The organism is Streptomyces sp. 1331.2 (assembly GCF_900199205.1).
Classification (GTDB): domain Bacteria; phylum Actinomycetota; class Actinomycetes; order Streptomycetales; family Streptomycetaceae; genus Kitasatospora.
In genome coordinates this window covers 5,839,641-5,853,522 of record NZ_OBMJ01000001.1, presented here as the reverse complement: position 1 = coordinate 5,853,522, position 13,882 = coordinate 5,839,641, and the positions used below count along the sequence as shown (strand labels likewise).

Here is a 13,882-nt window from a genome sequence, read left to right as displayed (position 1 = left end):
TCCCGGAAGGGCCGTCATGTGCTGTGCTGTCCGCCATGGTTGACAGCACAGACGGCGCCGCGGCCGGGGCGACTCACCCGACGTCCCACCCGACGGTTGCGCTCACCCCCATGACGGTGCCCGCCCACGAGGCCGAGGCCCGCAGCAGGTCCTTCCACGACGTGATGGCCCGGCGCCGCACCGTCCGCGACTACTCCACCCGCCCGATCCCGGACGGGGTGGTCGAATGGGCGGTCCGGACCGCGGGCACCGCGCCCAGCGGCGCCCACGTCCAGCCCTGGCGGTTCGTGGTGATCACCGACCCGGAGCGCAAGCGGCGGCTGCGCGAGGCGGCGGAGGCCGAGGAGCGCGAGTTCTACGGCCACCGGGCGTCGGAGGAGTGGCTGGCCGCGCTCGCGCCGATCGGCACCGACTGGCGCAAGCCGTTCCTGGAGGACGCGCCGGCCGTGATCGTGGTCTTCGAGGTGCACAAGGGGCCCGACTCGCCGCGCCCGTACTACACCAAGGAGTCGGTGGGGATCGCGGTCGGACTGCTGCTGGCCTCGCTGCACCAGGCCGGGCTGGCCACGCTGACCCACACGCCGAGCCCGATGAGGTTCCTCAACGAGGTGTGCGACCGACCGGCGGAGGAGCGCGCGGCGTACGTGATCCCGGTCGGCTACCCGGCCGAGGGGGCGCGCGTGCCGGATCTGCGGCGCAAGGAGCTCGACGAGGTGCTGGTCCGGCTCTGACGCGCCGGTCCGCGAGCGGGAGCGCCGGTCCGCGAGCCGGCGCGCCGGGCCCGGGCCGGGCGCGCCGGGTGGCGAGACGGTGCGCCCGTCCACCGACCCGCGCGCCCGCCGTCCGGGGATCCCTCCGGAGTCCGGATGGTGACAGGTCCGGGCCAAGGACATAATCGCCGTCATGAGCCAAGCACAGTCACGGTCCTGTGGCCCGGCCCGGGCCGGAGGGGTCCGGACGGCGGCGGAGCCGACCGCGGCGCCCACGGCAGCGGAACCCGCGGTGGAGGTGACCACCGGGCGGCCACCCGAACTGCTGCGGCTGCCCGGCGGCCTCTGGCTGCGCCGGCGCCGCAGCACCCACGCGGTGGCCCTGAACCGGGCCGTCCGCGCCAACCTGGACCACCTGCGGCCCTGGCTGGAGTGGGCGGCCGAGGCCCCCACCCGCGCACGGACCGCAGAACTGACCCGGGCCGGCTCCGCCGCCTGGGAGGCCGGCACCGACTTCATGTACGTGGCCGGTCTGGACACCGACCCCGGCGGCGTGATCGGCGCCCTCGGCCTGCACGGACGTCTCGGCCCGGGCGCGCTGGAGATCGGCTACTGGGTCGCCGCCGGGCACGTCGGCCGCGGCATCGCCACCGCCGCGGCCGGGGCGCTGACCGAGGCCGCGCTGGCCCTGCCCGGGATCAGCCGGGTGGAGATCCGCTGCGACCGGGCGAACACCGCCAGCGCGGCCGTCCCGCGCAAGCTCGGCTACCGGCTGGACCGGATCGCCGAAGCCGCCGTCCGGGCCCCGGGCGAGACCGGACGGCAGCTGGTGTGGGTCAGGGAACGCCGCCCGCACCCCGGGGAACCGGCGATCGGTGGCAGGCGGCCGTAGTACCGCCCGCTCGCACGCTTGGTACCGACCACCCGCCTAGTACCGACCACCCGTCGGTGCCGGCAGCGCGTCCAGCTCGGCGAGATCGGCCGCCGAGAGCACGACCCCGGCCGCGCCCACGTTGTCCTCCAGGTAGCGCGGCGTCCTGGTGCCCGGAATCGGGAAGACGTACCGGCCCTGCGCCAGCACCCAGGCCAGCGCCACCTGCGCGGGCGTGGCGCCGATCCGCTCGGCGACCTCCCGGACCTTCCCGACCAGCGCCAGGTTCGCCTTGAGCGCGTCCTGCTGGAAGCGCGGCAGCCGGCGGCGGAAGTCGTCGGCGGGCAGCTCGTCGAAGGAGGAGATGCTGCCGGTCAGGAAGCCCCGGCCGAGCGGCGAGAACGGCAGCAGCGCGATGCCCTGCTCCTCGGTGTACGGCAGGACCTCGTCCAGCGCGTCCCGGGTCCACAGCGACAGCTCGTTCTGCACGGAGGCCACCGGGTGCACCGACTGCGCCCGCTTGATCTCCTCGACGGTCACCTCGGAGAGGCCGATGTTGCGGACCTTGCCCGCCGCGACGAGTTCGGCGAACGCGCCCCAGGTCTCCTCGATCGGCACCTCCGGGTCGACCCGGTGCAGCTGGTAGAGGTCGACGTGGTCGGTGCCCAGGCGGCGCAGGCTCTCGTCGATCGAGCGGCGCACGTGCTCGGGGCGGCCGTTGCGCTCCTGCTGGCCCTGGCCGCCCGGGACGATGCCCACCTTGGTGGCCAGGAAGGCGCGCTCCCGGTACGGGCCGGCCAGGGCGGCGCCGACCACCTCCTCGTTGGTGTACGGGCCGTACATGTCGGCGGTGTCGATCAGGGAGACGCCGAGGTCCAGCGCCTGCCGGATCACCCGGACGGAGTTCTCGTCGTCCCGGTTCTGCACGTCGTAGGCCCAGGTCATGCCCATGCAGCCGAGGCCGAGGACGCCGATCTCCGGACCGTTGGTACCGAACGTGGCCTTGCGCATGACGGTGCTCCCATCGTGGTTTCCGAGGTTCTTACGGTGCTGCATGCGGTGTTGCGTGCGATTCTGCGTGCGGTGTTGCGTGCGGTGCGGTCCGCGGTGCTGTGTGCGGCGCCGCGTGATCAACGCCTTCAGCTTTCACCTTGGAGTGTGCTCTAGGTCAAGTCCGTTCGGATCCACGCCCGGAAGCCGCCGTCCAGGACCAGCTGCGCCAGCCGTCCGTACCCGCCGGCGCCCGGGTGCGCGCCGTCGCCCGCCCCGGCCTCCGCCACCCAGGCCGGGTCAGCCGCCAGCGCCTCGGTGACGTCGACGAACGGGACCTCGAACTCGGCGCAGACCCGGGCCAGTTCGGGGGTGAGGCGGCGCAGCCGTGCCAGGTGCGCCGCTCCCCCGGCGAGCACCGGCGGCGGGCCGACCACCAGCACCCCGAGGCCGCGCCGGCGGGCGCCGTCGAGCAGGGCGGCGAGGTTGGCCACGGTCTCGCGGTGCGCGACGCGCGGCGAACCGGCCTCCTCCACCGCGTCGTTGGCGCCGAATGAGACCACCAGCCGGTTGTCCGCGCCGGGCGCCGTCCGCGCCTCGACCTCGGGCCAGCAGCGGTGCAGCACCTGCGTCGAGGTGTTGCGCCGGACGCCGAGGTTGAAGGCGGTGGCGTCGGGCACGGCGGCCTGCAGCACCCGGCCGACCCAGCCGCGGAACTCCGGGTCGCCGAGGCCCTGGATGAAGGAGTCCCCGAGGAAGCAGATCCGGGGACCATCGAAGCTGACTTGTACGGTCATCGGCCCACCGTATGGGCGCATTCGGGGCGCGCGCTTCCGATTTCACCACCGGGGCCGATGATGCGGCCGTCGACCCTTCGACGTTCGTTCGCGGACCTTTCACCGGGTCATCACAGGTTGCCCTCCGTCAAACCGGCGCGAGAGAGCCCGCTTGCGAGCCTTTCGCACCACCGGGCGCCGCCCGCCCGGTCTTGGCAGGGGCCGCCGGGACGATCGACGCTCTGTGCACGGCCGATCAACGACTGCTCGGCGACTGCTCGACGACCGCTCGACGGTCGCTCATCGACCGGTCACCACGCAGTCCGCACGGCCCTCGTGCACATTCCCTCGGAGAGGAACCCACCCATGCAGCTCTCGCGCACCCGCGTCGCCGTCGTCGCCCTGATCGCGGCCGCCACCACCGCGCTCGCCGTCCCGGCCCAGGCCGCCGGCGGTCACCGTGCGCTCAGCCGCTTCGACGACGGCAGCTTCGAGACGCCCAAGGCCCCGGCGAACGCTTTCACCGAGTTCAACGCCGGTCAGGTGATCGGCCCGTGGAAGGTCGTCAGCGGCAGCGTCGACCTGATCGGCGCGGGCTTCTGGCAGGCCGCCGAGGGCGACCAGTCGCTCGACCTGAACGGCGGCAACAGCGGCACCGTCAGCCAGGCCTTCACCACCGTGCCCGGCACCACCTACTCGGTGACGTACGCGCTGGCCGGCAACCCCGGGGGCGGGCCCGCCCTGCGGACCGGCCGGGTGACGATCGACGGCCAGTCCTTCCAGGACTTCACCTTCGACGTCACCGGCAAGACCATGGCCGCGATGGGCTACGTGGGACGGCAGTTCACCTTCGTCGCACAGAACTCCTCCACCACGCTGGGCTTCGTCAGCACCGTGGCGGGGGCGTACGGGCCGGTGATCGACAACGTGCAGGTCACGGCCTGCAAGCCGTGCTGCGGCTGACCGGCTCCACGGGGCGTCCCGACCCCGGGACCCGGAGCCTTAACCCTTCCTAAAACCTGCCTCCGGTGCGGTGCCCGGTGCCGGGAAGTGCTTGACGTGCACAGCTGGTCTAGTCCAGTTTGATGCTCAGCAAACGCGCTCCCCGCACCGGACCACCCCCACGCTGCCGCCCGCCCCGCGTCTCCCCCCTCGCGGCGCGGGCGGCCACCACGTCCCGAGAGGCACCCCCATGCCCAGCGCGTACCAGCCTGCCCCCACACACCGCTGCCCCACCGGCCGCCCCGCCGCCCGCCCCTCCGGCCGGACCACCCTGCTGAGCCTCGCCGCCGCCACCGCACTGGCTGCCGGCGGCCTGGCCGCCCTCGCCGGGAACGCCGGTGCCGCCGACGGCAACCTGCTCGCCAACGGCGGCCTGGAGAGCGGTGCAGTCAGCCCCTGGAGCTGTTCCGCCGGCACCGGCAGCGTCGTCAACTCCGGTGCGCACAGCGGGACGTACGCGCTGAAGGGGGCAGTGAGCACGAGCGACACCGCGCAGTGCGGCCAGAGCGTCGCCGTCCAGCCCAACACCACGTACAGCCTCAGCGCCTGGGTGCAGGGCCAGTACGTCTACCTCGGCGCCACCGGTAGCGGCGTCACCGACCCGGCCACCTGGACGCCCGGCGGCGCCAACTGGCAGCAGCTGTCCACCAGTTTCACCACCGGCCCGGCCACCACGAGCGTCACCGTGTACGTGCACGGCTGGTACGGGCAGGGCGGCTACCTCGCCGACGACATCACCCTGACCGGCCCCGGCGGCGGCAACCCGACCACCACACCGCCGACTTCGGGCACGCCCAGCGGCACCCCGACCGGAACCCCCACCGGTACGCCCACGAGCACGCCCACCGGCGGGCCGAGCACCCCGCCGCCCGGTGTCGCGCTCCCGGTCGCCCCGTACATCGACATGGGCGCCTGGCCCACCCCGTCCATGCCCGACATGGCCAGGGCCGGCAACCTCAAGGGCTACACCATGGGCTTCGTCACCGGCGTCGGCTGCAAGGCCAGCTGGTTCAACGCCTATGATCCGCGCACCGGTTGGGCCAGGGACCAGGTCGACGCGCTGCGCGCGGCCGGCGGCGACGTCAAGGTCTCCTTCGGCGGCGCCAGCGGCACCGAACTCGCCGCCGCCTGCACCTCGGTGGACTCGCTGTTCGCCGAGTACGACGCCGTGGTGAAGGCCTACAACCTGCGCTACGTCGACTTCGACATCGAGGGCGCGGCCATCGCCGACACCGCCGCCAACGACCGCCGCTCCGCCGCGCTCGCCAAGCTGCAGCAGGCCCACCCCGGCCTCAAGGTCTCCTTCACCCTGCCCGTGCTGCCCGAGGGCCTGACCGCCGAGGGCGTGGCCATCGTCAAGTCCGCCCGCGATGCCGGGGTCACCACCGACGTGGTCAACGTCATGGCGATGGACTACTACCGCAGCGGGACCGACTACGGCAACGCCGCCGTCCAGGCGGCCCAGTCGCTGTTCGGCCAGCTCAAGGCGCTCTACCCGGCGAAGACCGACGCCCAGTTGTGGGCCATGGTCGGCGTCACCCCGATGATCGGCGAGAACGACGACCACCAGATCTACAACCAGGCCGCGGCCCAGCAGTTGGTGACCTTCGCCCGGCAGAACCACCTCGGCCTGCTCGCCTTCTGGGACGCCACCCGCGACGCCAACGCCTGCACCGGCGGCTCGCTCTCCAAGTGCACCAACATCCCGCAGCAGCCCTACGAGTTCGCGAAGCTCTTCGCCCAGTACGCGGGCTGAGCCGTACGCAGGCGGCCTGGGCCGCCGTACCGGTGCAGGTCATACCCGGAGAAATTGGCATAACATCATCCCGGGCCGTCGGCTACTGTCCGTCCCATCTGTACAGCACGAAGGGGCGGACATGACGGTCCGGGACGACCACAACCAGCTCAGCACGAGCCTTCCGACCGGAGACGCCGCCGGCGCGGCCGGTGTCACCCCCGAGGAACTCGCCGCGTTCAGCCGTACCCTCGGCCGGCTGCGGGCGCTCCCCGCGGACGACCGCACCCGGCAGCACGCCGAGCGGCAGCTCAGCTCCTTCGTGATGGAGAGCCGCAAACGCCGCCGCAAGGAGGCCCGGCAGGCCCTGCGGGACGCCGACGCCGAACTGCTCGCCACGACGGCGACCGGCAGCCGACAGCGCCGCGAGGACGCCCCGCTGACCCCGTCCCCGGCCTCGGCCCCAGCCCCGGCCTCGGCGCCGACCGGCGGGCCCGTCGGCGAGCTCGCGATACCGCGCAAGTGCTACGTCTGCAAGCAGTCCTACCGCCAGGTCGACGGCTTCTACCACCTGCTCTGCCCGGACTGCGCCGCCGACAACAGCGCCCGCCGGGCCCTCACCACCGACCTGCGCGGGCGCCGCGCGCTGCTCACCGGCGGACGGGTCAAGATCGGCTTCCAACTGGCCCTGATGATGCTGCGCGACGGCGCCGAGCTGATCGTCACCAGCCGCTTCCCGCAGGACACCGTGCGCCGCTTCCGCGCCGCCGAGGGCAGCGAGCACTGGTGGGACCGGCTCACCGTCGTCGCCATCGACCTCCGCGACCCGCGCCAAGTCATCGACCTCACCGACCAGTTGCGCGCCGAAGGGCGTCCGCTCGACATCCTCGTCAACAACGCGGCCCAGACGCTGCGCCGCCCGCCCGAGTCGTACGCCCTGCTGGCCGCCGGCGAGTCCACCGCCCTGCCCGCGGCCGACCGGCGGGCCATCACCCACGCTCCCGGCTTCCGGCCGCTCGGCGCGAGCGGCCAACTGACCGCCGTGGCAGCCTCGTTGCTCGGGACCGGAACACCGCCCGCGGTCGGGTCGCTGCTCGACCTGACGGACGAGGCCGGACTGCTGCCCGACCTCGCACCCGCCAACTCCTGGTCCGCCACGCTCGGTTCACTCGATCCGGCGGAGCTCCTGGAGACCCAGCTGGTCAACGCCCTGGCCCCGGCACTGCTCTGCGACCGGCTGCTGCCCCTGCTGCTGGCCTCCCCGCACCCGGCGCGCTACATCGTCAACGTCACCGCCGTGGAAGGCCGGTTCGCCGTCCGCAACAAGACCGCCCGGCACCCGCACACCAACATGGCCAAGGCCGCGCTCAACATGCTCACCCGCACCAGCGCCGCCGAACTCGCCACCCGCGGCGTGCACATGTGCGCCGTCGACACCGGCTGGATCACCGACGAGAACCCGGCACCCCAGAAGGCCCGGATCGCCGCCCGCGGCTTCCGCACCCCGCTGGACATCGTGGACGGCGCCGCCCGGGTGTACGACCCGATCGTCCGGGGTGAGGCGGGGCACCCGATGGCGGGGGTGCTCTTCAAGGACTACCGGCTGGCGGAGTGGTGACCGGCCGGTCGAACCGCAGGCACGGCAACGGCAGGTGACGACGGCCCGGCCCGGAGGCGATCCCGGGCCGGGCCGTACGGCGTGCTCAGCGGCCGGTGGGCAGGTTGGCCCCGCCCGTGCAGTCGAGCACCACGCCGGTGACGAAGGTGTTCGCCGCGAGCATGTGGATCGCCCGGGCGACGTCCTCGGCACGGCCGACCCGGCCCACCGGGGTGGTCGCGGCAAGGCCCTCGAAGAGCGCGCTGCGCTGCTCGGCCGGAACGCGGTCCCACCACGGGGTGTCGATGACGCCGGGCGAGACGGCGTTGACCCGCAGCGGGGCGAGCTCGACGGCCAACGGCGGGACCATCGCCTCCAGCGCACCGTTGATGGCGGCCAGCCCGGCGGTGCCGGGGATGGCGGCGCGGGCGGAGGCGGCGGTGATCAGCGTGACCGAACCGTCCGCGCGCAGGTGCGGCAGGGCCGCCTTCAGGACCCGGACCTGCGGCCAGAACTTGGCGTCGAAGCCGGTGGCGAGCTCGGCCAGGTCGAGCTGCGCGAACGGGCCGCTGCCGGCCGCCCCGCTGACCGCGACGACCAGGTGGTCGACGGTTCCCTCCCCGGCGAAGAAGGCGGCGAGCGCGGCGGGGTCGGCCGCGTCCAGCTGCCGGCCGGTGGCCCTGCCGCCGATCCGGGCGACGGCGGCGTCCAGCCGCTCGCGGTCACGGCCGGTGACCACGACCTCGGCGCCGTCCCCGGCGAAGGCGGACGCGGCGGCCTCGCCGATGCCCGAGCTGCCGCCCATCACGACGACGCGCTGTCCGGCGAAGAGGTTTGACGCAGTGCTCATGGTGGTGGGGCCTTTCGACTTGTCGAGACCGCTGGTTCCGTCAATGATGCTTGTCGAGACTGCTAGTCTTGTCAAGCGGAGGCATGAGGAGAGGAAGCGCGATCACGATGAAGGAGACCACCCGACCGGAGGCGCCAGAGGCCCCGGAGGCGCCAGAGGCGTCAGAGGCGTCGACCGAACAGACTCCGCCCGCACGCCCGCACACCGGCCGCCGCCGCAACGAGGCCGCCCACCGCGCGATCCTCGACGCCGCCCTGCAGCTGCTCGCCCACTCCGACGGCACCCCCGTCACCATCGACGCCATCGCCCGGGCCGCCGGGGTCGGCAAGCAGACCGTCTACCGGTGGTGGCCCTCCAAGGGCGCCGTCCTGCTCGACGCCCTCACCGCCCGCGCCGACCAGGACGTCCCCGGCCCCGACACCGGCACCCTCCGCACCGACCTGCGCGCCTTCGTCGCCACCACCTTCGATGCCGCCCAACGCAGCACCACCGCCTCCGCGCTGCGCACCCTCGCCCGCGAAGCCGCCCGCGACCCCCACCTCGCCGACCTCATGCGGACCTTCACCGCCACCCGCCGCACCGCCCTGCACGACCTGCTCTCCCGCGGCCGCGAACGCGGCGAACTGCCCGACGACGCCGACCTCGACCTCATCGTCGACCAGGTCTACGGAGTGTTCTGGTACCGCTTCCTCCTCGGACACGGCCCCCTGGACACCACCACGGCAGAACGGCTCGCCGACTCACTGCTCACAGGGCACGCAGCCGACTAGACAGCCGGCGCCATCAACCGCCGCCCCGCCTCTCGCCGCACGCCGTCAACTCTCGGACGCCGCCGGGCGCGTCCGCGCTGCCCGAGCAGCTCGGCGATCACGCTCACCATCCCTCGGATGCCGGGATCTCGAACGATCAGCCCGTCCGAGCACCAGAAGCAGGGCCGTCCCATCCGGCCTCGGAACGAAGTTCCGTGCTCATGCTGGTCACTTGGGGAGGATCCCAGCCCGCGACGCAGGGGACAACCGGCTTACGGGCAGCTGATCACACTGGTGACACCCCGGCCAGTGAGCAGGTAGTTTGCGGGACGACAGAGAGAAGAGTTCGCATGGACTCCCGGATCATCCGCATCCGACGCAAACTGGCCAAGGTGCCCTACGCCGCGCTGCGAAGCCACTCCTTCGGTGAAGAGAAGCACCGGTTCCGCCTCGGACCCCCGCTGCCGGACACGAAGGTCGCCGCGTTCGAGGCCGACCACCACATCGAACTGCCCGCTCCCTTCCGCAGCTTCCTGACCACACTGGGCGGGGGCGGAGCATCGCCTTTCTACGGCCTGCTGCCGTTGCAGTCATGCCGACCGTTCACGATGGACCCCCAAGGCGAGCCCAGCCGCCCTCGGGGGTTCAGGTTCGCCGGCTGCCCGCCTCACCGAGGTGACCTGTTCCTGCACGTCATCGAGGCAGGGTGCACCGACCTGGTGCTTCTCGGTATCACCGGTCCCCTGACGGGCCGCATCGTCACCGGAAACGCTGACGGCTTCCGGGGCCCCAACGTCTCGTCGGCCACTGACTTCCTGGCCTGGTACGAACGCTGGCTCGACCACATGCTCGCTGGGCGCGACAACCGTGACCTGGAACTGACCTCACCAGCCCTGCGAGCGCCGGTCGACCGCATCCTGAGGCAGCACCGGAACTGCACCCGAAGGGTCCATGCCGCGTAGAACGCCGGCATCACTTCGGTCGCGCCAACGATCACGGAGTAGCCCATGGGTGCGCTACCGCGATGTCCCGCGCGTGTCAGGACCCACAAACGCAGCCATCCGTTGCCTGGAGCGCGATCGACTGATACCCGGGATCGTCACCACGGCCGTGAGCGTGTGGTCCGCCCGAGTCCACGGAACCCAGCGACGTTGGAAGCCGTGGGAGGCCGAATTCACCTGCGCCTGCTGCGGCGAAGGCTGGGCCCGCGACAAGCTCGAAGAGACGATCTTCCTGCTTCCGCCCCGAGCCTCAGGCGAACTACGAGCACGGGTCGATGGTCTGGACTCGGTGTTGCTGCGGCGGACCCATCACGAACCACAGACAGCTTCCGAACTGGCCTGGTGGCACCGCAGGTTCTGATCAGGTCCTGCTCGCTGGCTACGGCTGACTCGAAGGCAACGGGCGGAAAGTGCGATTCCCGTCTCGTGTCCGCATCGGCTTCGATAGCGCTGGTCGGCGAGGTGGGCGTGCCGGTGATCGCGGCCGCGAAGGCGCTTCCGGCGGGCTGAGGCGGCCGATCGGCGGCTGAGCAAGTTGCAAGCAATGGGCGTGTCTCGGGTGTTGCCCGGGACACGCCTTGGCCGTGCTTGGGCAGGCACAGGCGTGATGGGCGAGGTGACCGGGTGAGCACTTCACATGCGTTGGAGCATGACACCGCCGGATTTCACCAAGTCGACCACACCACCTCGCGCAGGAAGTCGACCCCGCCGACTTCCTGCGCAGCCCGCGCGGCGCATCAGCGGGGGGAAACTATGCAGACCGGTCTACATATTTGTGTGTGTGCGCAGGAAGTCGACGGGATCGACTTTTCGTGCGCGCTGAGCGCGGGTTCTGCAGGTGCGAGAGGAGTATGACGGTCGGTCTACATATTTTGCCCGTGCCGGCTGTTACGCGGCGGCGGTACGGCACCGGCGGTGCGGCGACGGCGGCGGTAGTAGGAGTAGGTGAGGGCCAGGGTGATCGGGCCCCAGAGCATGGCGGTTGAGGTGCAGACGCGGGCGAGGGCCTGCCACCAGCCGTTGGCGTACGGGGCCTCCGCGAAGCCGAGGAGGTCGAACCAGGCCAGCGGCATGGGGTCGAAGAGGGCGACGAGGGTCAGCCCGCCCAGGGTGGCCGGGATGACGGCGGCGAGCGGGGGAACCCGTCGGCCGCGGAGGACGGGTACCCAGGAGGGGAAGACCTCGCCCCAGCCGCTGACCAGTCCCAGGGTGAGCAGCGCCAGTGCCTCGGTGACCACGCTCAGCCCGGTCACGTACAGGGGCGCCCACCAGGTGAGGCCCGGGGCGTCCGGGTCGAGTAGTCCCATCCTGAAGTCCACTGCGAACGGCAGCCGCCACAGGCAGTGCGGCAGCAGGACGAGCGGAAGGGCCTTGGCGAGGCGCAGGGCCCAAGGGGGGACCGGGCGTTCGGTGTCGCCCACCGGAATGTTCTTCAGCATGCGTCCACCGTCGCCCGGACCGCAGCGCACTGGCGTCAGTCGCTCGGCGGAACCCGCTCCCCCGCCGGAGTGGGTTGCGTGTGCGCCAGGAGGAGCTGGCCGGCGGGCACCACCGCTTCTACTCCGCTCACGGCGCGGCTTCCAGGCGTCGGCAGCGGCATGAGGTGTCGCAACCGTCCACCGTGCCGCGCCACTTCAGCCGGTCGGCGGCCGCCGTCCGCTGCGCGAAGACCTTCTCGCGCCGGTCGGCCGTCTGCCGCAGCACGTCCTTGCGGTCGCGCCGGGAGAGCCGGTCCACGTAGAGCTGCCCGTCGAGGTGGTCGGTCTCGTGCTGCAGGCAGCGGGCGAAGTAGCCGGTGGCCTCGATGGTGCGCGGGGTGCCGTGCCGGTCGAAGCCGCGTACGACCGCGCGGGCCGGGCGGGCGAGCGCGGAGGTGCTCGCACCCGGGACGGAGAGGCAGCCTTCGGTGTCCTCGATCAGCGGGCGCCCGGTGGTCTGCGCTTCGACGACCGGGTTGAGCAGGTGGCCGGTGTGCCGGACGCCGTCGTCGTCGGTGCAGTCGTAGACGAAGAGGCGCAGGTCCACGTCCACCTGGTTGGCGGCGAGCCCGCAGCCGTCGGCGACGTACATGCTCGCGAACATGGAGTCGATCAGTTGCGCCAACTCCGGGCTGCCGAAGTCCTGTTCGCTGGCGGGGCGGCAGGGGCCGTGCAGGATCGGCTCACCAATCTCGGTGATCCGCAGGACAGGAGGGACGGGAGGGACGGACGGGACGGGCGGGCGTTCGCGGCGATCGGGCACGGGTGGCACTCCACGGTTCGGGGGTTCGGGACATGACGGATGACGGCCTGTCACTTGTCAGCGACTTTGCAAAGTAGCAGACTTTGCAAAGTGACAGAAGAAGATCTCGCCACCACCACCGGCGCCCTCCCCGAACACGCCGTGCGCACCGCCCTGCTGGAACTCCTCGCCGAGCACGGCACCCTCACCTCCACCGCGGCCGCCGCCCGGCTCGGCCTCAGCTCCGGCCTGTGCTCGTTCCACCTGCGGCAGCTCGGCCGGCACGGCCTGATCGAGGAGGCCCCGCCCGTCGACGGGCGCGCCCGCCCCTGGCGCCTGCCGCAGCCCAAGTCCCAGCCCCACCCGCAGCAGCCGTCGAGCACCCAGGGGCTGCAGGACCCGCACACCCCCGACGAGTTCGGCACACTGGCCCGCGGCCTGGAGGACGAGAGCTACCAGCGCTGGCTCGCCCGCCGCGCCGAGGCCCCGGCCGACTGGCAGCAGGACGAGGCCTTCAGCGCCGTCGTCTACCTGACCCCCGCCGAGCTGACGGCCGTCGGCGAGGCCGTCCGCCAGGTCCTCGCCCGCTACCGGGGCCGCGAGGCCGACCCGGCCACCCGCCCCGCCGACGCCCGCCCGGTCGCCGCCGTCACCCGCCTCTTCCCCCTCCTCGACGAAGGCTGACCGACCGGTTGCGGGGACCGCTCGGACCGGCGACCGCTCAAGCCCGCCGCCAGGACTGCCGCGCCATCGCCCGTACCACCGGCCCGACCAGCAGCCCCACCACCGCGCCCAGGACGACCCCCTGCACCCCGTCCCAGACGTCCTGCACGTCGCAGCTGCGACCGATCGCCGGAAGCGCGTAGTGCACCGCCGACACCGCGAACGGCAGCACCGCCGCCCCGAGCAGCGCCACCGCCGCCCGCCGTCTGGTCCCGGCCAGCGCGGCCGCGAAGCCCACCGGGGCGTAGGTCGCCAGCTTGAGCTCGATGTGCCGCACGTGCAGCAGCTCGTACGGCGAGCGCGGCCGTCCGCCTGCGACGGTGCAGTGCCGCACGGCGTCCTCCGAGAGCCGGAACGCCTCCGGCAGCAGAGTGGCCACCACCACCCCGCCGAGCCCGAGCAGCAGGAGGAAGCCCACCGCCCAATGGGCCCGCAGCAACCGCCCCACCGGCCGGTTCAGCAGAGCCGCAGGCACCAGCGAGAGCAGCAGCCCGGGCCAGAACATCGGCATCCCGCCGAGCACCGCACTGATCACGCCTCAACGGACGCCGCGGACCCCCGCCCGGTTCTCGCCGGCAGGCGGAGAATGGACGGGCGGAGAAACGGGCGGACAAACGGCCGGAGAAAACGGGCGGAGAGAAAAGGCTTTGCCCCGACC

The 13,882-nt window shown here is 72.5% G+C and carries 14 protein-coding genes; 8 read left to right on the top strand and 6 right to left on the bottom strand.

Annotated features, from left to right (window positions below; genetic code table 11):
- The first annotated feature begins 35 nt into the window (after window positions 1–35).
- Together CRP52_RS25330 and CRP52_RS25325 are read left to right on the top strand one after the other, a co-directional pair.
- Entirely contained in the window at window positions 36–731 is a 696-nt protein-coding gene (locus CRP52_RS25330; protein ID WP_097240336.1) for a nitroreductase family protein, read from the top strand.
- 172 nt (window positions 732–903) lie between these two features.
- On the top strand, window positions 904–1,602 hold the full coding sequence (locus CRP52_RS25325; protein ID WP_097238491.1) for a GNAT family N-acetyltransferase: 699 nt from the start codon (window positions 904–906) through the stop codon (window positions 1,600–1,602).
- 36 nt (window positions 1,603–1,638) lie between these two features.
- Here CRP52_RS25325 and CRP52_RS25320 read toward each other — a convergent pair whose 3' ends face one another.
- Together CRP52_RS25320 and CRP52_RS25315 are read right to left on the bottom strand one after the other, a co-directional pair.
- Window positions 1,639–2,592, bottom strand: coding sequence for an aldo/keto reductase (locus CRP52_RS25320; RefSeq protein WP_097238490.1), 954 nt, complete (start codon window positions 2,590–2,592; stop codon window positions 1,639–1,641).
- 152 nt (window positions 2,593–2,744) lie between these two features.
- Window positions 2,745–3,368, bottom strand: coding sequence for a GDSL-type esterase/lipase family protein (locus CRP52_RS25315; protein WP_097238489.1), 624 nt, complete (start codon window positions 3,366–3,368; stop codon window positions 2,745–2,747).
- A 345-nt stretch (window positions 3,369–3,713) separates the two neighbouring features.
- On the opposite strand from CRP52_RS25315, the gene CRP52_RS25310 reads away from it, so the two are divergent.
- From CRP52_RS25310 to CRP52_RS25300, 3 genes are all read left to right on the top strand, one after another.
- A complete protein-coding gene (locus CRP52_RS25310) occupies window positions 3,714–4,310 on the top strand; it encodes a choice-of-anchor C family protein (RefSeq protein ID WP_097238488.1) in 597 nt (198 codons plus the stop codon).
- A 229-nt stretch (window positions 4,311–4,539) separates the two neighbouring features.
- Complete coding sequence (locus tag CRP52_RS25305; RefSeq protein WP_097238487.1) at window positions 4,540–6,105, top strand: carbohydrate binding domain-containing protein; 1,566 nt, start codon at window positions 4,540–4,542, stop codon at window positions 6,103–6,105.
- Window positions 6,106–6,226: 121 nt separating this feature from the next.
- Window positions 6,227–7,702 (top strand): SDR family NAD(P)-dependent oxidoreductase, encoded by a 1,476-nt coding sequence (locus CRP52_RS25300; protein ID WP_097238486.1) that lies wholly within the window; start codon window positions 6,227–6,229, stop codon window positions 7,700–7,702.
- 85 nt (window positions 7,703–7,787) lie between these two features.
- On the opposite strand, the gene CRP52_RS25295 is transcribed toward CRP52_RS25300, so the two are convergent.
- On the bottom strand, window positions 7,788–8,531 hold the full coding sequence (locus CRP52_RS25295) for an SDR family oxidoreductase (protein WP_218893114.1): 744 nt from the start codon (window positions 8,529–8,531) through the stop codon (window positions 7,788–7,790).
- A gap of 107 nt (window positions 8,532–8,638) precedes the next feature.
- Between CRP52_RS25295 and CRP52_RS25290 the strand changes: the two genes are divergently transcribed.
- Both CRP52_RS25290 and CRP52_RS25285 read left to right on the top strand, forming a co-directional pair.
- Window positions 8,639–9,301, top strand: coding sequence for a TetR/AcrR family transcriptional regulator (locus CRP52_RS25290; protein ID WP_097238484.1), 663 nt, complete (start codon window positions 8,639–8,641; stop codon window positions 9,299–9,301).
- A 329-nt stretch (window positions 9,302–9,630) separates the two neighbouring features.
- On the top strand, window positions 9,631–10,242 hold the full coding sequence (locus tag CRP52_RS25285; RefSeq protein WP_097238483.1) for an SMI1/KNR4 family protein: 612 nt from the start codon (window positions 9,631–9,633) through the stop codon (window positions 10,240–10,242).
- 902 nt (window positions 10,243–11,144) lie between these two features.
- Here the strand turns inward: CRP52_RS25285 and CRP52_RS25280 are convergent.
- Window positions 11,145–11,720 carry a hypothetical protein gene (locus tag CRP52_RS25280; protein WP_097238482.1) on the bottom strand — a complete coding sequence of 192 codons (576 nt, stop codon included), beginning with the start codon at window positions 11,718–11,720 and terminating at the stop codon, window positions 11,145–11,147.
- Between the two features lie 127 nt (window positions 11,721–11,847).
- Window positions 11,848–12,522 carry a peptide deformylase gene (def, locus tag CRP52_RS25275; protein WP_257032848.1) on the bottom strand — a complete coding sequence of 225 codons (675 nt, stop codon included), beginning with the start codon at window positions 12,520–12,522 and terminating at the stop codon, window positions 11,848–11,850.
- Window positions 12,523–12,612: 90 nt separating this feature from the next.
- On the opposite strand from def, the gene CRP52_RS25270 reads away from it, so the two are divergent.
- Entirely contained in the window at window positions 12,613–13,185 is a 573-nt protein-coding gene (locus CRP52_RS25270) for a transcriptional regulator (RefSeq protein ID WP_257032847.1), read from the top strand.
- 37 nt (window positions 13,186–13,222) lie between these two features.
- Here the strand turns inward: CRP52_RS25270 and CRP52_RS25265 are convergent, their stop codons facing one another.
- Entirely contained in the window at window positions 13,223–13,759 is a 537-nt protein-coding gene (locus tag CRP52_RS25265; RefSeq protein WP_097238479.1) for a hypothetical protein, read from the bottom strand.
- Between the last annotated feature and the right edge of the window lie 123 nt (window positions 13,760–13,882).